At 69.7% G+C, this 19,371-nt stretch carries 16 protein-coding genes and 1 pseudogene; 6 read left to right on the top strand and 11 right to left on the bottom strand.

The features are described from left to right. Positions 1-4: 4 nt before the first annotated feature. From ACIPWY_RS32880 to ACIPWY_RS32845, 8 genes are all read right to left on the bottom strand, one after another. On the bottom strand, positions 5-550 hold the full coding sequence (locus tag ACIPWY_RS32880) for a hydrogenase maturation protease (protein WP_393702098.1): 546 nt from the start codon (positions 548-550) through the stop codon (positions 5-7). Next, entirely contained in the window at positions 547-1,983 is a 1,437-nt protein-coding gene (locus ACIPWY_RS32875; RefSeq protein WP_393702100.1) for a hypothetical protein, read from the bottom strand. The genes ACIPWY_RS32880 and ACIPWY_RS32875 overlap by 4 nt, the downstream gene beginning before the upstream one ends. Then, positions 1,980-2,645, bottom strand: a complete 666-nt coding sequence (locus tag ACIPWY_RS32870; protein ID WP_362907236.1) for a DUF6084 family protein — start codon at positions 2,643-2,645, stop codon at positions 1,980-1,982. Before ACIPWY_RS32870 ends, ACIPWY_RS32875 begins: the two co-directional genes overlap by 4 nt. Beyond that, entirely contained in the window at positions 2,642-3,298 is a 657-nt protein-coding gene (locus tag ACIPWY_RS32865) for a DUF5947 family protein (protein ID WP_362907234.1), read from the bottom strand. The genes ACIPWY_RS32870 and ACIPWY_RS32865 overlap by 4 nt, the downstream gene beginning before the upstream one ends. Next, positions 3,295-3,891: a hypothetical protein gene (locus ACIPWY_RS32860; protein ID WP_362907232.1), complete on the bottom strand. Its 597-nt coding sequence runs from the start codon at positions 3,889-3,891 to the stop codon at positions 3,295-3,297. The genes ACIPWY_RS32865 and ACIPWY_RS32860 overlap by 4 nt, the downstream gene beginning before the upstream one ends. Beyond that, positions 3,888-5,666 carry a nickel-dependent hydrogenase large subunit gene (locus ACIPWY_RS32855; protein WP_393702103.1) on the bottom strand — a complete coding sequence of 593 codons (1,779 nt, stop codon included), beginning with the start codon at positions 5,664-5,666 and terminating at the stop codon, positions 3,888-3,890. The genes ACIPWY_RS32860 and ACIPWY_RS32855 overlap by 4 nt, the downstream gene beginning before the upstream one ends. A gap of 88 nt (positions 5,667-5,754) precedes the next feature. Continuing rightward, a complete protein-coding gene (locus ACIPWY_RS32850; protein ID WP_362907229.1) occupies positions 5,755-6,849 on the bottom strand; it encodes a hydrogenase expression protein HypE in 1,095 nt (364 codons plus the stop codon). Between the two features lie 75 nt (positions 6,850-6,924). Beyond that, entirely contained in the window at positions 6,925-8,622 is a 1,698-nt protein-coding gene (locus ACIPWY_RS32845) for a hydrogenase maturation protein (RefSeq protein ID WP_393702105.1), read from the bottom strand. 278 nt (positions 8,623-8,900) lie between these two features. On the opposite strand from ACIPWY_RS32845, the pseudogene ACIPWY_RS32840 reads away from it, so the two are divergent. The 4 genes and pseudogenes from ACIPWY_RS32840 to ACIPWY_RS32825 form a co-directional block, all read left to right on the top strand. After that, positions 8,901-9,602 (top strand): annotated as a pseudogene (locus ACIPWY_RS32840) (mandelate racemase/muconate lactonizing enzyme family protein); the annotation flags it as partial. 73 nt (positions 9,603-9,675) lie between these two features. Beyond that, positions 9,676-9,897, top strand: a complete 222-nt coding sequence (locus tag ACIPWY_RS32835) for a hypothetical protein (protein WP_393702528.1) — start codon at positions 9,676-9,678, stop codon at positions 9,895-9,897. Positions 9,898-10,521: 624 nt separating this feature from the next. Next, positions 10,522-12,423 (top strand): multicopper oxidase family protein, encoded by a 1,902-nt coding sequence (locus ACIPWY_RS32830; protein ID WP_393702107.1) that lies wholly within the window; start codon positions 10,522-10,524, stop codon positions 12,421-12,423. 158 nt (positions 12,424-12,581) lie between these two features. Then, on the top strand, positions 12,582-13,397 hold the full coding sequence (locus ACIPWY_RS32825; RefSeq protein ID WP_362907219.1) for a DUF899 domain-containing protein: 816 nt from the start codon (positions 12,582-12,584) through the stop codon (positions 13,395-13,397). 39 nt (positions 13,398-13,436) lie between these two features. On the opposite strand, the gene ACIPWY_RS32820 is transcribed toward ACIPWY_RS32825, so the two are convergent. The 3 genes from ACIPWY_RS32820 to ACIPWY_RS32810 form a co-directional block, all read right to left on the bottom strand. Next, the gene (locus ACIPWY_RS32820; protein WP_362907218.1) at positions 13,437-14,777 is read right to left on the bottom strand and encodes an MFS transporter; all 1,341 of its coding nucleotides are present in this window, start codon (positions 14,775-14,777) and stop codon (positions 13,437-13,439) included. A gap of 42 nt (positions 14,778-14,819) precedes the next feature. Continuing rightward, complete coding sequence (locus ACIPWY_RS32815) at positions 14,820-16,325, bottom strand: NAD-dependent succinate-semialdehyde dehydrogenase (RefSeq protein WP_362907216.1); 1,506 nt, start codon at positions 16,323-16,325, stop codon at positions 14,820-14,822. 262 nt (positions 16,326-16,587) lie between these two features. Next, positions 16,588-17,361, bottom strand: coding sequence for an IclR family transcriptional regulator (locus ACIPWY_RS32810; protein ID WP_362907214.1), 774 nt, complete (start codon positions 17,359-17,361; stop codon positions 16,588-16,590). 383 nt (positions 17,362-17,744) lie between these two features. Here ACIPWY_RS32810 and fae point away from each other — a divergent pair, with 383 nt between their 5' ends. Together fae and ACIPWY_RS32800 are read left to right on the top strand one after the other, a co-directional pair. Next, positions 17,745-18,293, top strand: coding sequence for a formaldehyde-activating enzyme (gene fae, locus ACIPWY_RS32805; protein WP_362907212.1), 549 nt, complete (start codon positions 17,745-17,747; stop codon positions 18,291-18,293). Between the two features lie 83 nt (positions 18,294-18,376). Then, on the top strand, positions 18,377-19,312 hold the full coding sequence (locus ACIPWY_RS32800; RefSeq protein WP_362907210.1) for an NAD(P)-dependent oxidoreductase: 936 nt from the start codon (positions 18,377-18,379) through the stop codon (positions 19,310-19,312). Positions 19,313-19,371: the final 59 nt, after the last annotated feature.

The raw sequence follows: 19,371 nt of genomic DNA, 5'->3' as shown, positions 1-19,371 counted from the left end.
CTCCTCACGTTCCAGCCTGATGGGCGGCACTCCCGGCCACGGGCGCCTCGCCCTCCCGCACGATCCCCCGAATCAGACGTACCGCTTCCGGAACCGCGGCGGCCACCGGCCTGCTGAGGCCGATGCCCTCCTCGACGGAAGCGGGCTCGCATCCCACCACCACGGTGCGCCGTGGAGGTGTCCCGCCGGTTCCGGAGCAGAGCGTCTCCAGCAGAGCCAGGACCGCGTCCGGGGACATGTGATGGCCGTCGAGCACGGCCCCTTGAGGCGCGACGTCACCGGGTGAGTCCACTTCGATGACGTACAGCGTTCCAGGATCACCGCCGCGGGCGGTGGCGTCGACGAGGACCAACGTGTCGTATCCGTCGAGCAGTTGGTACGCGAGATGCACGCCCCGTACTCCGAAGTCCACGGCCTCGACGTGTTCGGGCAGCTGGTGTGTGGCGAGTTCGCGCACCGTGTCGACGCCGAATCCGTCGTCGCCGAGGAAGATGTTTCCCACGCCGGCGACGAGCGTTCGAGCGAGCGTCCTGTCGTCGTGCCCCGTCACTCGTCCTCCAGTGGTGCGATCTCGTCGGGCTGGAAGTAGAGGAACCGGCCCTGCTCCCGTCGGATGTCGGCGCCGGGGTCACCTTCAACGGTCACCGCCAGATGCACGCCCCCGTCGACGTCGTGGAGCACGGCCTCGACGAGCGCGCTGCGTCCGTGCAGGAAGAGATCCTGGGCGTCGGTGCGACGCAGTCCCGGGCGCAGCAGCACGCGGCTACCGGCGCTCACGGACCGGCCGTCGACCACGATCTCGTCGCGGCCCGGGTCCAGGCCCGCATCACTCTCCGGATCCCACCAGGGGGTCTCGGGCATGATGACCCGCTGTTCACCCGGTTCGATGGGAAGGTCCGCTTCGAAGGGCGTGGCCGGGGCGGGGTCGGTCACTTCCCGAAGGGCTCGCACCGCGCCGTGCAGGCGCTCCAGCACCTCGGGGGGCATGGTGTCGGCCAGGTCGATCACGGCGGCGGCCTTCGCGTCCGTTCCGCGGGCCTCGCGTTTTTCCTGATCGGTGAGCGCCGCGGTGCGCAGGGCCAGGATCTCGTCGATCTCGGTGGAGTCGTACAGCGCGCCGGGACTTTCGGGGGAGATGGCCGGATGGTCCTCGAGGATGATCGGCGAGGACAGCATCAGGTCCATACGGCCCGGCTCGCCGGCGAGCACGGGCCACGTGTGCAGGTTGCGGCACGAGGCCGCAGCGCCTTTGGCCCACTCCGGCGGGTCGGTCATGGAGAGGAACGAGCCCTCGCTGAGACACAGCAGCAGGTGTGCGGCGACGAGCGCGTGCGGCAACGCGGCGTCCCGGTCGGATCCTGCGTCATCCGGGGTCCAGGTGCTGGTGTTCTCCACCACGGCGGTCAGCCGGAAGACCTGGTAGGGGCCTTCGATCTCGCGTGCTGAGAGACGTACGACGCCGCTGGCCTCCTCACACCGGCGGACCAGCCGTCCCACCACCTGTCCCTCCGCGTCGTGGACCAGCTCGGTCTCCTCGCGGGCGGGGCGGGTGAAGGGGAAGGCGATTCCGTCCCCGGTGAGCTCGGCCACGGAGGCGGTCACTTCGACGCGTTCCTCTGCGCCCTCGTCCCAGGGGACCAGGACACGGTCCGGGAGCGACAGTTCGCTCACGGTCTCGAACGAGCCGTCCTGGCGGGCCTTTTGCACCGTGCGGCGCTGTGGATGCAGAAAGCGCACCTCGACGGACAGCGTGGCGCCCTTCTTGGGCTCCATCAGACACTCGGTGTGCTGGAAGTCGTGCTCGTCGCAGTCGGCGCCCCAGGCGGGCGGGACCAGCACTCCGAACTGCCAGCGCAACTTGTTCTTGGCCGCCGACGCCCGATACGGATAGAGCACGTAGCCCTCGAACAGGACGGCGTCGGCCACCGCTCGGGCGGCGGCGAACCGGGACTCCGTCTCCGGGCTGAACACGGCTGTCGTCACGGCGCCGTCCTCTCGGTGGCCTGCGGCGGTGTGTCCGCGGCAGGCAGTTCAAGGAGAGTGCGCATCGTCGCCTCCCAGGAGGACAGTGCCCGCCGCGAGCGGAACGCCAGCAGGTCGTCGATGATGTCGCGGGGCAGCCGTAGCCACCCGGTTCCAGGGAAGTGCTGGTCGATCATCTCCTGCCACACCTTGACGGGCATGAGGCACGTGGCCTCGCGATCCCAGGGGACGGGCTCGACGTGGAACCCTCCGGCCCCGGTGAACGCGGTGCCGGAGAAGAGCAGGAGGAGCGGCACGTCGCCGCTCGACAAGGCGTGGAAGTAGCGGGTGGAGGCGACGTCCATGTCGTACGTGCAGGGGACCACAAGGTCGGCCTCCGTCTGCCCGGTGAAACTGGGGACCATGAGGGAGACCTGCGCGAACTGCACCGGCTGGAGGGTGTTGCCCCAGCGTGCCCGCCGGCCGAACAGGTCGTTCAGCCCTTCGGCCTCGTCGGCGTCGTAGCCGCGTCTGGCCGGTTCGATGCGCATCTGGCAACGCAGTGCGAGCGCGTGCACCCGCGTCTGCTCGGAAGCTTCGATGCGCAGCCGGAAGACGAGGGTGGGGCCGGCGGCGTACTGGTCGGCGCGCACGCCGACGCAGGTGAACGAGAACTCCGTCACGGACGGCGCGCCTCCTCCGGGGTCCTGGCCCGCTGGGCGACGTGCTCGAAGAACGCGGTCAGATCGGCGCGTGCCTCCGACCCGCCGTCGAAGCCCTGCCACAACAGGCGCATCCGGCCCACGAGTTCGTAGCAGATGTCCACCGGCACGAGATAGCACTCGGTACGGTCCTCGACCCGGCGCAGGAGCAGAGCCTCCACGTCGGGTTCGAGCAGTTCGGCCAGACGGCTGGTCCCGAGCGCGGTCTGCCAGGTGGACGGGTCCAGTTCGCTCTCGGTGGCGCCGGCCGGGCTGGGGTAGAGCGCGACGAGTCTGTCCAGGGAGGCGTTGCGGAAGAAGAACGCGACGCTGACCGGGATCTGGAGGAGCTCCCAGACACCGGGGTCGAGTCGGTGGTCCGGGTCGGCCAGATAGCGGTCCGGGACGGTACGGAACCTCCCGTGCCCCGCGCCCCGCTGCTCGAAGAGCATCGAGCAGGGCGTGCAGGCGCAGGCGAGGGAGCGGTTCTCGGTGTCGACCATGTGCCGGTGGTTGCTGTCGTCGATCGGTGCCCCGCACAGTTCGCACGTCTCGGGCTGGGACGCGCGCGGCGCCGCGAACCGCCGCAAGCCCAGTACCGGCGAACGTCGAGTCCGCTTCGGTGGCGTGCTCATGGTGCCTTCGCCGAGGTCGGGCCGGAGTCGCTCGAAAGGGACGGGGGCCGCGAGATCTGCAGCAGAGGGAGTTCCTGTGAGGAGGCCGCCTGTTGGATGTCGACCGACGTCACTTCGGGGGCGAAGCAGGCGAGGGCGTCTTCCACTGCCTGGCGGGCCTCCCCCGCGGTACTGGCACAGCCGCAGCCCGAGCCCTCCGCGGAGCGCAGGTGCAGCGTGCCGCTGGCGTCGTCGAAGCTCACCAGCTCGACAGGGTGGCGGCGACGCACGCTTGCCAGGGCCCGGTCGATACGTGCGGCGGTGTCCTCGGGATGGAGGTCGTGCAGGACCAGCAGGCTGGTGACCAGTTCGTCGTCGAGCATGGCCGCGAACGGGTCGCCCTCGGCCTCGAGGGCGCCGAGGAGCGCGACCATGCGGGCCAGGCCTGTGCCGTAGAAGTCCATCAGCACGCGCACCAGTTCCTCAGCCGCACGGGCGGCCTCGGAGTCCTCGGAGGTCAGGTGGTCGATGATTTCCTCGACCCGCCGGCCGGCCTCCTCCGCGTTCGCAGCCGTCCCGCCGGACGGCCGGGTCGTGGCGGTGGGCGCGCTCATCCGGCCAGGCCGCTCAGTCCGGTCGGCACGTGCATCTTCTGCACGGTCTTGCCGCCACCGACGTACATGTGGACACCACAGGGCAGACAGGGGTCGAAGCTGCGTACCGCCCGCATGATGTCGATGCCCTTGAAGTTCTCCGGGGTGTTCTCCTCGAAGATCGGCGTGTTCTGCACGGCGTCCTCGTACGGGCCCGGCGTTCCGTAGGTGTCCCGCACGCTGGCGTTCCACGGAGTCGGCGGATAGGGGTGGTAGTTGGCGATCTTGCCGTCGCGGATCACCATGTGGTGGGACAGGACGCCGCGCACCGCCTCGGTGAAGCCGACGCCGAGTCCCTCGTCCGGCACCTCGAACTTCTCCCAGGTCTGGGTGCGTCCGGCGCGGACCTCCGCCAGGCCCTTCTCGGCGCAGTGCAGGGCGATGGCGGCGGCGTACGCCTGGAAGTAGGTGCGGGCCCGGTTGCGCTCCAGCGCGTTGCTCCACTTCGGGATCTTCCACTCGAAGCGGGTCTCGGGCTTGGTCATCGTGCGGGGCAGGGTGATGACGACGCTGTTGCCGGTGGCCTTGACGTAGTCGGTGTCGACGAGTCCCGACAGCGCGGTCGACCAGAGTCGGGCGATGGGACCTCCGCCGGTGTCGAGCGCCAGGTAGTCCTTGCCGTCGAACCAGCGGGGGGACATCACCCAGCTGTAGTTGCCCTGGAAGTCGCGCTTCTGGGGAGCGGGGATCGTGTGCTGGTTCCAGGGGTGGCGAGGGTCGACCGGATTGCCGAGCGGGTCGTGGGTGACGAACTGCTCCTGGCCCTGCCAGTCCTCGTAGTACGAACTGCCGAGCAGGATCCGGATGCCCAGGTTGATCTCGGTGAGGTCGTTCGTGACGAGTTTGCCGTCGACGATGATGCCTGGGGTGACGAACATCTTCCGTCCCCAGTCGGTCATGTTGGCGTATGTGAAGTCGCAGTACTCGGGGTCGTTGAGCGCGCCCCAGCAGCCGAGCAGGACGCGGCGGCGTCCGACCTCCTCGTACCCGGGCAGGGCCTCGTAGAAGAAGTCGAACAGGTCGTCGTGCAGGGGGACGACGCGCTTCATGAACTCCACGTAGCGCATGAGGCGACTCATGTAGTCGGTGAAGAGCTGGACGGACGCGATGGTGCCGACGCCGCCCGGGTAGAGCGTGGAGGGGTGCACATGGCGGCCCTCCATCAGGCAGAACATCTCCCGCGTGTAGCGGCTGACCTGGAGCGCCTCGCGGTAGAACTCGCCCTCGAGCGGGTTGAGCGAGCGCATGATGTCGGCGATCGTTCGGTAGCCGTGCTCCGCGGCGTGCGGCGCCTCGGTGCGCTCGGCGAGTTCCAGTACGCCGGGGTTGGTCTCGCGGACCATCTTTTCGCAGTAGTCGACCCCGACCAGGTTCTCCTGGAAGATGTTGTGGTCGAACATGTACTCGGCGGACTCGCCGAGGTTGATGATCCACTCGGCGAGGTGCGGCGGCTTCACTCCGTACGCCATGTTCTGCGCGTACACCGAGCAGGTGGCGTGGTTGTCGCCGCAGATGCCGCAGATGCGACTGGTGATGAAGTGCGCGTCACGGGGGTCCTTGCCCCGCATGAAGACGCTGTAGCCGCGGAAGACCGACGACGTGCTGTAGCACTCCGCCACGCGCTTCTGCTTGAAGTCGATCTTGGTGTGGATGCCGAGGCTGCCCACGATCCGGGTGATCGGATCCCAGGACATCTCCACCAGGCCGTTGCCATCGGTCTTCGTCGTCGGTGCCATCTTCTGTGCAGCGCCCTTCGTCAAGTCGTCGTACGGGAGGTCGGATCACGTGGGACGGCCACCCCGAAGGCGCCGTGCGGTGACACGTTCACCACGGCGGCCGGTATCCGGTCGTCAGGTCGGCGCCGCGGTGGCGCCACTTCGGCTCCTTGTCCACGGTCTTGGCCGTGATGGAGCGGAGCTTTCGGATCACCGATCCGTACGCGCCGCTCGCCGCGCTGGACACCTTGCCGCCGGGCGGCTCGTCCATGAACGGCATGAACTTGTCGGGGAAGCCGGGCATGGTGCAGGCGATGCAGATGCCGCCGACGTTCGGACAGCCGCCGATGCCGTTCATCCAGCCGCGCTTGGGCACGTTGCACTTGACGACGGGGCCCCAGCAGCCAAGTTTGACCAGGCATTTGGGCGAGTCGTAGGTGCTGGCGAACTGGCCCTGCTCGTAGTAGCCGGCGCGGTCGCAGCCCTCGTGCACGGTGGCCCCGAACAGCCAGGTCGGACGGAGCTTGTCGTCCAGCGGGATCATCGGAGCGGACCCTGCCGCCTGGTAGAGCAGGTAGGTCAGGGTTTCGGCGAAGTTGTCCGGCTGAATGGGGCATCCCGGTACGCACACGATCGGAATGCCCGCCTGGGACTTCCAGTCCCAGCCGAGGTAGTCGGGCACCCCCATGGCACCGGTCGGGTTGCCCGCCATCGCGTGGATGCCCCCGTAGGTGGCACATGTCCCGATGGCCACGACGGCCAGCGCCTTGGGCGCGAGCCGGTCGATCCACTCGCTCGTCGTGATCGGCTGGCCCGTCTCGGGATCGTCACCGAACCCGCACCAGTAACCCTCCGGCTTGATCGACTCGTTGGGGATGGATCCCTCGACGACCAGTACGAAGGGGTCGATCTCACCCCGCTCCCCCTTGAAGAACCACTCGATGAACGTGTCCGCGCCACCTACCGGGCCGCACTCGAAGTCGATCAGCGGCCAGTGGACAGCGATCTTCGGCAGGCCGGGGAGCGCACCGAGCACGATCTCCTCGATGCTCGGCTGCATCGCGGCCGTCAGGGCCACCGAGTCGCCGTCACAGCTCAGTCCAGCGTTGATCCAGAGGATGTGAATCGTCGGGGATTCTTCCTCGGCGGGCGTACCCGTGGCGTCCGCGGAATCGACCACCACGGTCGGCGTTGCTGCATCCATGGGGATGCCTCCTAGGGAGGTATACAACGAAAGGGCACAAATGGGCCCTCGTCTTCCTTGATAGCAGGCACCTCGTCACCGCGCGACGTGACCCTGCCTCAGCGTCACGACGGAGGGCTGTTTGCGGACGAACGCGCGCCGCAAGGCGTGGTAGGGGGCGTCGGGATCCGAAAAGGTGCGGAGCATGACGGCGAGCTCCTCCGTCCGGTGGAGGGACAGTGACTTTGCGGCCTCGTCGCGCTCCCGCGCCTGCTTCTTCGCCGCGATGCGTTCCTGGATCCCTGAGGACTTGGCGAGCCGGACGGCCAGACGGGCCACTTCACTGGGAAAGTCCTGCGGGCAGCACTCGATCAGGCGATCCACCAGACCCAACCGCAGTCCCGCCGACGCGCTCACCGGCAGCGCCTCCTGCGTCAGGCGGTCGGCCACCTCGACGCCCACACGCCGCGGCAGCGTGTAGGTCCAGTACTCGGACCCGTGCAGCCCCATCAGCCGGTAGTGCGGGTTCAGTACCACGCCCGCGCGGCACCACACCTCGTCCGCGGCGAGGGCCAACATGACGCCTCCTGCGGCGGCGTTGCCGCCCAGGGCACTGACCACCAGCCGGTCGGTGGTGGTCAGGATCGCCTCGACCAGGTCGTTCATGGCATTGATGTTGGCCCAGGACTCGGCGCCCGGGTCATCGGCCGTATCGATGACGTTCAGATGGATTCCGTTGGAGAAGAAGTCCCGGGTGCCGCCGAGGACCAGCACGGAGGTGGGGCGCGAGCAGGCGGCCCAGTAGGCATCGAGCAGGCGTCGGCAGTGCGATGTGCTCATGGCGCCGCCCGGAAAGGAGAAGGACAGGAGCCCGACCGCCCCCTCCTCGCGGTAGCGGATGTCGGACCACGTACGCCGGCCGGCGTCCGCGGCCGGCACGAAAGTGCTCTCAGGAAGCGCCGGGAGCCGGTCCGAGAGGGCCTGCACGGCCGGAAGTCTGCACGGCCTGGGCTCCCCCGGTCCGCGCCGGGGCCTGAGTTCGGGAATCCATACGGCGCCGTCCACTGTCGCCCGGCAGATCGCTCCGGCTCTCGTGGCGAGCAGCTCGCCCGGATACCCTTTCAGCTCATCCTCCGGCCAGCCCCCGTGCAAGTACCACTCAGCACCCAGGAGCTCGTCCAGTACCCCGGGGGACGAGTCGGCGGCGCGCAGCTTGCGCACCACGGTCTCGGTGCTGTCCCACTCCCAGTGGATGCGCCGCAGAGCCTGGGGGTAGAGGGGGCGCGTGGCCGCCTTGGCCGTGTGCTGCCCTCCGGCCTGGGGCCGGGGCGAATAGGCGCCCGAGGCGAATCGGTCGACTGCCTGGAGCACCGCGGCCGACGCGGCGTCGGACACCTCGTTCCGGTACAGGTCGCTCTTTCCGACCGGAGGCACCGGGAACACGGCCGATGCCCACACGTCGCCGGCATCCATCTCCCCGTTGGCCTGCAGTACGGTGACGCCCCACCGGTCCACGCCCTCGCTGATCGCCCAGTCGAGTGACGAGGGCCCCCGGTCACCGACAGGGCCGGGATGAACGATCAGGCACGTGTACGCCTGCCAGACGTCCTCGGGGATGGCCCTCTTGAGCATGGGCGCGACGACCAGCTCCGGTTCACAGTCGCGGAGTGCGGCACGCAGCGCGTCATCGCTGGAGGCGAGATGCACGTCCAGGCGGTGACCTCGGTCTCGCAACTCGGCGTGGGCGCGTTGAGTGAGGCTGTTGAAAGCGCTCGCCAACAGCAGAATGTGCATGGCAACCTCCCATGGCCCTGGGGCTGCGGCCGGAGCGGGTCCGGCCACCGGCGATCCTGGGACACAGGGCAGGAGGCACGCCGAAGCCGGGCCGCGTCGTCACTCCAAATGCGCAGCGGCTGACGACCACTCGGCTCACGTGCCGGTCGTCGGCAGCGGCGTCAGGACGGCATGCCGGTCTTCGCTCATGGCTCCCGGCGCGGCACGGTGTCGGCGTCCCGGCGTTTGCCGACCTGGCGAAGGGTCTGGCCGCAGGCGAAGCTGATGCGGGCCCGGTCGTGCGCCGTGGGCAGCGGTTCCATGCCGCCAGGGCCCGTTCGCAGTGCTCGCGGGCCTCGCGGCGGACGAGGCCTTCCCCGCCGGCGACGCTTCCCGGACGTCACCGCCCCCACCCGGGCCGGTGCACAGAATCACAGGGGAACCACGTGACGATCACCGCAGTGGAGGCGATCCCCTTCGCCATCCCCTACCGCAAGCCGCTGAAGTCCGACGGCGGCGAGGTGCACATCGCCGAGCGCGTCCTGCTGCGGGCGCACACCGACGCGGGCCTCACCGGGACGGCCGAGGCGCCGCCCCGCCCCTTCACCTACGGCGAGACGCATGCGTCCATCGTCGCCGTGATCCGGCAGATCTTCGAGCCGCAGCTGCTCGGCATGGCACCCACCCGTCGCGAAGCCGCGCACGCCAAGCTGAACCGGACCGTCGCCGACCCGACGGCGAAGGCCGCGATCGGCATGGCCCTGTGCGACATCGTCGGCCAGGCCGCCGACCGTCCTGTCAGCGAACTCCTCTGCAGACACGGCGAGTTCACGACCGTGCCCCACATGCTCGGCTGCGCTCCCCCGCCGGCCATGGTCGAAGAGGCGCAGCGCGTACGCGACACCTATGGCATCACGACGTTCAAGGTGAAGGTCGGCCGCCGCCCTTACCAGCTCGACGTCGACGTGTGCCGGACGCTGCGCGAGGCGTTCGGAGACAGTGTCGAGCTGTACGTCGACGGCAACCGCGGCTGGACCGCCTCCGAGTCGGCCCGCGTGATGGGCGTCGGTCGAGGTGGCGACGGTCAATCAGATCGACAGCCAGATCGGCTCGTTGTGCTCCGTCGCCTTCGGCTCGGTCTTCGAGGCCACCACGTGCCGCGCGGGCGAGCTCTCCAATTACCTCGCCATGAGCGACGACTTGCTCGCCGAACCCATGGAGATCCGCGACGGGACGCCGCACTTGGCAGGCGCGTGCCGCCCTCGTGCGGCGCGAGGGCATCGGGCCGATCCCTGAGACCGGCCCGGGCCGGTGGTTCGCCGGTCCGGGAACCACCCAAACCCCGCTCGGGCGCGCTCTGCTGGGGGACCTCTCCGGGATCGACCCGGTCGGCTGCGACCTGTGGCCCGACCTGCCCGCATCACCGCTCCCACACTGGTCGTCGGTGGCTCCCTCGACGTCGCCACCCCTCTCGATCACGCCCGGGAACGCGCGGACGGGATCGCCGATGCCACCCTGCAGGCATGCGCCGTCGGGCATCTCGCGATCGAGCAGCCCGAGGCTGTCGGCGCGGCGCTGGGCACGCACCTCCGCGCGGCCGACTCCCGGCATGGGCACTTGGGCCCCGGAACGGCCGAGGTGTCAGGTTCTGCCGGCATTCCAAATGGCCCGCGGTATTGAATTGACGTAATGGGCACAAGTGGTGCAACTGGCTTGTCCCGTACATGCGTTCAGACTGGCGGTAATCATTCGATCCCGATTCCGATACCTTCCGAATTACTGCCGGGATCGGCTCAATGAGTGCCTTTCCCTGACCGGACCGGCGTGCTGTGACAACGGCCGAATCCAGCCCTGTATCTCTTCATCGTCACGCGAGGCGACGAAAGGCTGGAGACGATGGTCGGGCGACGAAGATTCCTCATGGCCGGTGCCATGGGCGGTGCGGCTCTGCTTCCACGGGGCACGGGAGGGCAGGCGTACGCATCGGACGGTCACGGTCACGGGTCGGCGTCCGCGGACACGTCGATTCCGCACACCCCCAAGCTGAAGAAGTTCGTCGACCCGCTGCCCATCCCGCGGACGGCCGTCTCGGATCCCTCCGTCTATCCGGGCGCCGACTTCTACGACATCACGATGCGGCCGGGCTCGTGGCAGTTCCACCGGGACCTCGGACCGGCCACGGTGTGGGGCTACTGGGCCGCTGACCCGCACAACCCTCGCAAGCCGATCGGCATGGGCTACCTGGGGCCGACCCTCAGCGTGACCAAGGACCACCCGACTGTCGTCAAGTACCGCAACCAGCTGCCGACCACCCACCTGTTCCAGTTCGTGATCGACATGATCCGCCAAGGGAACGGCCAGCTCACCCCGACGCCTCCGCCTCCCTACAAGCCCATGCAGCCGTTTCCCGCGAACGTCAACGTGTGGAACGTCGTACACCAGCACGGCGGTTTCACGGCGCCGCAGTCCGACGGCATGCCCATGCAGTCGTACAGCCCGAAGGGCATCCACGCCGAGTCCTACACCACCCTGGACCCGAGTCGGGTCAAGCCCAACGAGGCGATCTGCGCCTATACCAACCACGACCGCTCCTGCATGCTCTGGTATCACGACCACGCGATGGGCATGACCAGCGTCAATGTCTATGCGGGACTTGCCGGTCTCTACTTCGTCCGCGACCCCGCCGACGATCGGCTCGGGCTGCCGCAGGACGAATTCGAGGTCCCCCTCATCCTGCAGGACCGGACCTTCAACCCGGACGGCTCGCTCGCGTACACCATGACCCTGCAGGAAGGCGAGGACACCCCGGTCGTCAACGGGAAGGCGTACCCCTTCCTGGCGGTCGAACAGCGGCGCTACCGGCTGCGCGTCCTCAACGCTTCGAACGAACGCTTCTGGCGGCTGAGGTTCGACGTCCCCCGGGACGTACTGCCTCAGCCCGTCCTGCCGTTCTGGCTGATCGGAACCGACGGCGGCCTCCGCGCCCCGTTGCGCATGCTGAATTTCCTGATCTCGCCGGCCGAGCGCTACGACCTGATCGTCGACTTCAGCCAGATGCCCCTGGGCACGAAGGTCAAGCTGACGAACTACAACGCGCCCGTGCACTTCCCCGACGGCAGCGGACCGGAAATCTCGGAAGTCATGGAGTTCCATGTCACCGAACCGGCGTCCGGAGGCGGAGACAGGACGACGCCGCCCATGGAGCTCGAACTGCCGACAACCGCACCTATCGAGGTGAAGTCGCACACCCGCCGGCGGGAGTGGGTCCTTTACCAGCACGAGCTCTTCGGCACCATGACGTTCAACGCGGTGCCGTTCATGGAGCCGTCCGAGGACTTCATCAAGGCGGGCTCGACCGAGATCTGGGAGTACATCAACCCCAATCACGACGCCCACCCGATGCATGTCCACCTCGTCAATTTCCAGGTGTTGAACAGGCAGCCGATCGACGCGGCCGGCTACCAGGATCAATACGAGAAGTGGATTTCCGGTGGTCGCAAACCGGAGGACAGGCCGGTGTTGGCGAACTATCTCACCGGTCCGCCGAGTCCGCCGGACCCGGACGAAGCGCTGTCCCGCAAGGACACGGTCAAGTCCTATCCGGAGACGGTGACCAGAATCGTCATCAATGAATTCGATCCGCCGACGGAAAGGATCGCGGGGCTGCCGGGAAGCGGCACCGAGTTGCCGGCGACATACGTCCACCACTGCCACATCCTCGAGCACGAGGACGACGACCTGATGCGCCCGTGGACGATCGTCGACCCCGACGACCACAGCGGTGGCGACGACAACAGCGGCGATCACGGCTACGGCGGCTGACGGAACCGATCGACCGCATGTGCCGGTCCGCGCCCAAGGGGCCCGGACCGGCGCCGTCGCCGATGAGTTCCGGCCGGGTCACGAGTCTGACCTGGTGACCGTCCCAGGACGGGGACACCGTACGACGCCGCCCGGCACGAGACACCATGGAGGACCCCATGACGACCTCGCCCAGTGACCCGACCGACACGCTGCCCGGCCGGCCGCCCGTCGTCGACCTGGCCACCTGGCAAGCTGCCCGTGACGAGCTTCTGATCCGCGAGAAGGCTCACACCCGCGAGGGCGACGCCATCGCCGCGGCCCGCCGACGGCTGCCGATGGTGGAGCTCGACGGGACGGTCGAAGTCGTCGGACCCGACGGCCCGGTCCCGTTCCTGGACCTGTTCCAGGGCCGCGACGAGCTCGTGGTGTACAAGCACATGTGGCACGACGGCGCGCCGCCCCAGGGGCAGTGCGAGGGCTGCACCACCACGGCCTGGCACATGCAGGACGCCGTCTACCTCAACGCACGCGGCGTCTCGTTCGCCATCCTGACCACGGGCCCGTGGGACGAAGTGGCCTCCTTCGTCGAGTTCATGGGCTACACCCAGCCCTGGTACTCGGTGCGCGGCGTGGAGGAGCCGGTCGGCGGAGAGATGGGTTACCTCACCTGCTTCGTGCGCGACGGCGACCGCGTCTTCCTCACCTACTCCACGACCGGCCGTGGCAACGAGCGGATCAACGGGTCCCTCGGTCTGCTCGACATGACGCCCTACGGCCGGCGCGAGGGGTGGGAGGACAACCCCGAGGGCTGGCCCGAGGCCGCTGAGGCCGGCGCGCCGGTGGGCGGGCACGGCTCGCCGATCTGCTGGTACTGGCGCTCGGACGCCGACGGCAAGGCCACCTGGGGCCCGACCAGCCGCCCCGTACCGCAGTGGACCCGCCCCGGCGCGACACCGGTGGAGACCCTCGGCCGGCACGGCAGCCACCACTGATCGCGGGGTCCAGGATCCCCCACGAGCGCTCAGAGCCTGTCAGCACCCCGCGCGGGCCGTGTGGGCGAGGTCCATGTCCGTGGTCTCCGGGGCCAGGAAGTGGGAGACCAGGCCGCCGAGCGCGAGCACGGCGGCGCCGACCAGCAGGACGAACCGCGGGCCTACGTGTTCCAGCCCCATCGGCAGCAGGAACGTACCGATCGCGGCGCCCACCCGGCTGATGGCCGCGGCGAATCCGACACCCGTGGTGCGCAGTGCGGTGGGGAAGACCTCCAGCGGATACACCGCCGTCAGCGCGCTGGACGCCGCGTTGAGGAAGATGAAGAACAGGAAGCCGCCCACCACGACGGGCGTGACGTCCGGCCACATCGCCACGAGGGCGAGACAGACCGCGGTGATCCAGAACGGGGGGATCAGGAGTTTGCGGCGGCCGATGCGCTCGACCACGAGGCAGCCGAGCGTCACGCCGGCGACCGCGGTGAACGCGTAGACGAGGAGTGCCGCGACCGCGTTGTCGCCCATGTTCAGGGCCTCGAACACCTCGCTCCAGAAGGCGCCGATCGCGAAGTACGGCAGGACGAGCGCCGCCCAGAACGTGCCGGCGAAGACGGTCGCGCGCAGGTGCTTGCGGCTGAACAGGGCGCGGAATCCCGCCTGTTCACCGGTCTCGGCGAGTTCGGCGTCCGCGTCGAGCTCGATGCCGTACCGCTCGATGAGCGTCTGGGCCTCCTCGGTGCGGCCCCTGCTGAGGAGCCAGCGCGCCGACTCCGGCACGCCCCCGCGCAGTGCCAGACAGACGACGGCGATGACCGCGCCGCTGGACAGGGACCAGCGCCAGCCGCCGTCCACCTCGGCGAACAGGGCGCCGACCACGGTGGCCAGGGCGTATCCCACGTACCAGCTGATCTCCAGGCTGCCGAGCAGCCGGCCGCGGCCCTTGCTGGGGGCGTACTCGGACAGCAGGGGCGCGCCGACCGCGTACTCGCCGCCGATCGCCAGGCCCATCACCAGGCGGATCAGGAAGAGTTGGGTGCCGTCCGCCACGAAGAACTGAGCCACCGAGCTGATCAGGAAGATCAGCATGTCGACCATGAAGACGGGGCGGCGCCCGAACCGGTCGGCGAGCCAGCCGAAGACCGGTCCGCCGAAGAAGATGCCGATCAGCGGGGAGGCTCCGACCAGGCCCTGGGCGACGGCGCCCAGGTGCAGGTCGGCCGTGAGCGCGGTCATCGCCATGCCGATGCCGCCGATGACGTAGCCGTCGAGGCCCTGGCCCAACTGGGTCGCGGTCTTCAGGCGGAAGTGCAGCCGGGCCCGGTCGCGGGGGCTGCCCGCCGCGGGCGCGCCGTGGGGGCGTCGGGAGACAGGCGTCATTGCCATGGGGACTCCGTAGGTTGTGAGGGCGGGGACGGGGTGCGGGCTCTAGAGGGCGGGCCAGTCCAGGGCTACGTACTTGGTCTCCAGGAACGCCTCGATTCCCTCGCGGCCTCCCTCTCGGCCGATGCCGGACTGCTTGACGCCGCCGAAGGGGGCGGCCGGGTCGGAGATCAGGCCGCGGTTGAGGCCGACCATCCCGGCCTCCAGGCGTTCGGCGATCCGCAGGCCGCGGGCCAGGTCGCGGGTGTAGACGTACGAGGCGAGGCCGTACCCGGTGTCGTTGGCGGCGGTGAGCATCTCCTCCTCGTCGGTGAACGTGACGACGGGGGCGACCGGGCCGAAGACCTCGGTGTGCAGGATCTCGGCGTCGGCGGGGACGTCGGCGAGGACGGTGGCCGGGTGGTACCAGCCGCCGTCTGCCGGGACCTCGCCCTGCGCGGCGATCCGGGCGCCGCGGCTCACGGCGTCGGTGACGAGGCCGGTGATCCGTTCCACGGCCGTCGGGTTGATCATCGGGCCGAGGGTGACGCCCTCGGCGAGGCCGGGGCCGGCCTTGACCTCACGCATCGCGGCGCCGAACTTCTCGGTGAACTCCGCGGCGACGTCGGCGTGGACGTAGAAGCGGTTGGCGGCGATGCAGACCTCTCCGCCGCCGCGCATCTTCGCGTCCATCGCCCCGCGTACGGCGGCGTCGACGTCGGCGTCGGCCAGAACCACGAACGGGGCGTTGCCACCGAGTTCCATCGTCATGTTGACGACGTGGTCGGCGCACTGGCGGAGCAGGACGCGGCCGGTGGCGGTGGAGCCGGTGAAGGAGAACTTGCGTACGCGCTCGTCGTCCAGCCAGGCGGCGACGGTCTCGGGGGCGCGGTCGGTCGGCAGTACGTTGAGCAGTCCGTCGGGCAGTCCGGCCTCGGCGAGCAGCGCGGCGACGGCCAGCGCGGTCAGCGGCGTCTCGGGCGCCGGCTTGAGCAGTACCGGGCAGCCGGCGGCGAGGGCCGGGGCTATCTTGCGGGTGGCCATGGCGGCGGGGAAGTTCCACGGGGTGACGAACGCGGTGACGCCCGCCGGCTGCTTGATGACGACGTGCCGGAAGCCGCCGGCCGGTGCCTCGCCGAAGGCCGAGCCGACGCGCACGGCCTCCTCGGCGAACCAGCGGAAGAACTCGGCGGCGTAGCCGACCTCGGCCTTGGCGTCGCGGTACGCCTTGCCGTTCTCCAGGGTGATGAGCCGGGCGAGGGCGTCGCTGTGCTCGTGCATCAGACGGAAAGCGCCGGTGAGGATCTCGGAGCGGCGGCGGGCCGGGGTCCGCCGCCACTCGTCGGCGGCGGCCGACGCCGCGTCGAGGGCGGCAGCCGCGTCGGTGGCCGAGGCGGCGCCGACCTCGCGGACGACCTCGCCGGTGGCCGGGTCGTACACCGGGTACGTCCGGCCGTCGGACGCGGCGCGCCACTGCCCGCCGATCCACAAGTCCCCTTCTCCGTAGGGCGACTTGACGATGCTTGCGAGATCGGCGACGAGGTCGGTGTTGGTGGCGAGGTCGATGTCCATGGACTGCTCCTTGCACCGGGTCGCGGGCGCTCAGGGCGCACGGAACCGGCAGGTGGAAGAAAGTGATGCCAAGCGGACCGGCGGTAAAAGGGCGTGCCGAACGGCAGGCCCGGTGCGGGGCGGGGACGTCTCTGGGGTCTCTGTCCGTCGCGCTGGGGCCGGGATGCGAGGAATTTACGGGCCGTTAACCGCCGGGAACAAGACGTCTGCGGCGATCGAGACGCGAGTTGCGCTCAGCGCAACCGCTCCCCCGTGCTGCCGCTCACTGCCGGGGCTCCCAGCCGAGCTGGGCCGACACCTTCGCCGCGGCGGCCGAGGCGGCCCGTCCCGCGTGGTCGAGGCGCGCCGCGAATCGCTCGGTGGGCGCGGTGACGTTGAGCGCGGCCACCACCCGGCCGCGGAAGTCGCGCACCGCCGCCGAGACGCCGACCAGGCCGGCCTCGAACTCCTCGACCTCCCGGGCGTACCCCTCCGTCTCGGCCCGCCGGATGCGGGACCAGAGGTCGGGCACCGACACCTCTTCGGTGGCTCCGAACCGCACATACAGCTCGTCGGGGCTGGCGCCCTCCAGGAGCACCGGCCCGGCGGACGTGATCCAGGCGGGGCAGCCGCGGCCCTCCCATTCGCGCAGCCGGTAGGAGTGCCCGGACACCGAGAGCAGGGTGCGCACCTCCCTGTCGTGCAGCACGCACAGGTGTGTGGTCTCCTCCAGGTCCGCGGCCAGCCGGTGCATGACCGGCCCCGCCACCCGCACGACCCGGCTCTCCGAGGTCCGCGCGACCAGCGAGAACAGCCGCCAGCCGAGCCGGTACTCCAGGCTGTCGGGGTCCCGCTCGACGATGCCTTCGTCGGCGAGCGCCTTGAGCGCCCGGGACACCTGGCTCTTGTCGCGCCCCACCAGCTGGGCTATGCGTACGACGCCGAGGCCGCCGGTGCGGTGGGCCTCTGGCGAGCCGAGGGCTTCGAGGAGGTCGACGTCGCGGCGCAGGCCATGGCCCTGGCTGCGGACGGACCGGGGGACGTTCGCTTCGTTCACGCCCGCATCGTAAGGGCGTCGGCAGGACGGCGAAGTGCCTGGTCGGAGTGTGGGCACACCGGTGGTCGAGCGGACGGTTGCGCGGGGGATCGTGCGGCTGGGTGTACTGGGATCGCGCTGGGGGTTGCGCTGTGGTTGCGCGCATCGCAACCCCGGTTTCGATTTCCGGTGCGGACTTGCACGCCGGTCGCGCGGCGACCTAGTTTCGCCGAGCAGCCAACCGGAAGCGGGTATGTCCCGCCGGTGCGGCTACATCTCGTGCCGCACATCGGCACAGCCCTCAACTCGTCCGGCGTGCCCGCCTGTTGGGCCCCTCACGCCGCTTGCCTGATCCCGCCCCGACCCGCCTTGTACCGCCCTGATCCTCGTACGGGAGCACCCTCATGTCCTTTGCCTCCACCGCCCTCATCGGTGAAGCCTTCGTCGGCGACGGCGTCAACGCCGCGCACACCAACATCGTCCTCGGCCGCAAGGGTGGTCCGGTGGAGACTGCATGGGCCACCGCCCTGGCCACGCCGAGCGCGGGGCACGTGCCGTTCATGACGGTCGTGCGCCCCTCGGTGCCGGTGAAGCCGCTGACGCTGTTTGTCAACAAGGCAGCCGCCGATGGGGAGTTGCACGAGCGTGCCACCTGGGGCTCGGCCCAGGCGGGCCTCGCGCAGGGGGTCGCCGATGCCGTGCTCGACGGGACCGTCCCGGCCGGCGAGGTGGACGACGTGCTGATCATCGCCGCGATCTGGGTCAACCCGGGCGTCGACGACCTGGACGAGTCCTTCCGCAACCAGCGGGTCGCCGCGCACCAGGCGCTGCGCGCCGCCGTCGAGGGCCGGCCGACGGCCTCGGACGTGCTCGACGCGGCGAAGTCCGGCGTCACCAACCCCTTCTACACGCCGTCGGCACAGCAGCTCGCGGACTCGGCACCCAAGGCCTGACCGTCCGCACAACTCCCCGCCCCCGCACCGTAGTTACGGCACTTCGCCGACACCCTTGCACGCCGCTGCAGTTAGGAAAGATCATGAGGATCGGATTCATCGGTCTGGGCAACATGGGCGGCCACATGGCCCGTCATCTCATCCAGGCGGGGCACCAGGTGACGGTGCACGACACCCGCCCCGAGGCCGCCGCCGAGCACGTGGCGCTCGGTGCCGTCTGGGCGGAGATCGCCGCTCTGAGCGCGAGCGACGCCGAGGTGCTGGTGACGATGCTGCCCAACCCGCGCGTCGTCGAGGACGTGCTGCTACGCGGCGCGGTCGCCGAGGCGCTGCCCGCCGGATCCCTGTGGATCGACATGTCGACGTCCACGCCGGCCGCCGCGGACCGGGTCGCCGCCGAGGTCCTCGACCGCCGTGGGGTGCGCCGTCTCGACGCTCCGGTGAGTGGTATGGCGCACGGCGCGAAGGCCGGGAAGCTGCAGATCTTCGCCGGCGGCTCCGACGCGGACTTCGCGGCGGCGCTTCCCGTGCTGGAGGTGATGGGCGACCCGGAGCGCATCCTCCACGTCGGTCCGCTGGGCGCCGGTTACACGGTCAAGCTCATGATCAACCTGCTCTGGTTCACCCACCTCACCGCGTCCGCCGAGGTCCTGGCCATGGGCGTGAAGGCGGGCGTCGGCCTGGACACCCTGCGCAACGCGCTCCTGGCCAGCCCGGCGGCCTCGAACTTCCTCGAGAACGACATCATGTCCATCCTGAACCACGGGGACTACGACGACTCGTTCGCCATGGCACTCGCGTGCAAGGACCTCGGACTCGCGGTGGACCTCGGCCGCGACATCGGCGTCTCCACCGAACTGTCGGCCCTGGTCGAGCAGATCTACCGCCGCTCCAAGGCCCAGCACGGCGACCTGGCGGGCGAGATGAGCCCGGTGCGTCTGTACGAGTCCCTGGCGGGCCAGGAATTCCGGCTCCCGGCGACGCAGGCACGGGAGGCGGGCACGCCGGCGTCCGTGTGACCTGAAGGGCTGGGCAGCATGAGGGGGAGCTCGGGCCCGGTGCCAGTCATGTCACCGGG

Source organism: Streptomyces sp. NPDC090032, from assembly GCF_044748025.1.
Classification (GTDB): Bacteria; Actinomycetota; Actinomycetes; order Streptomycetales; family Streptomycetaceae; genus Streptomyces.
This window is presented reverse-complemented; position numbering and strand designations above follow the sequence as displayed.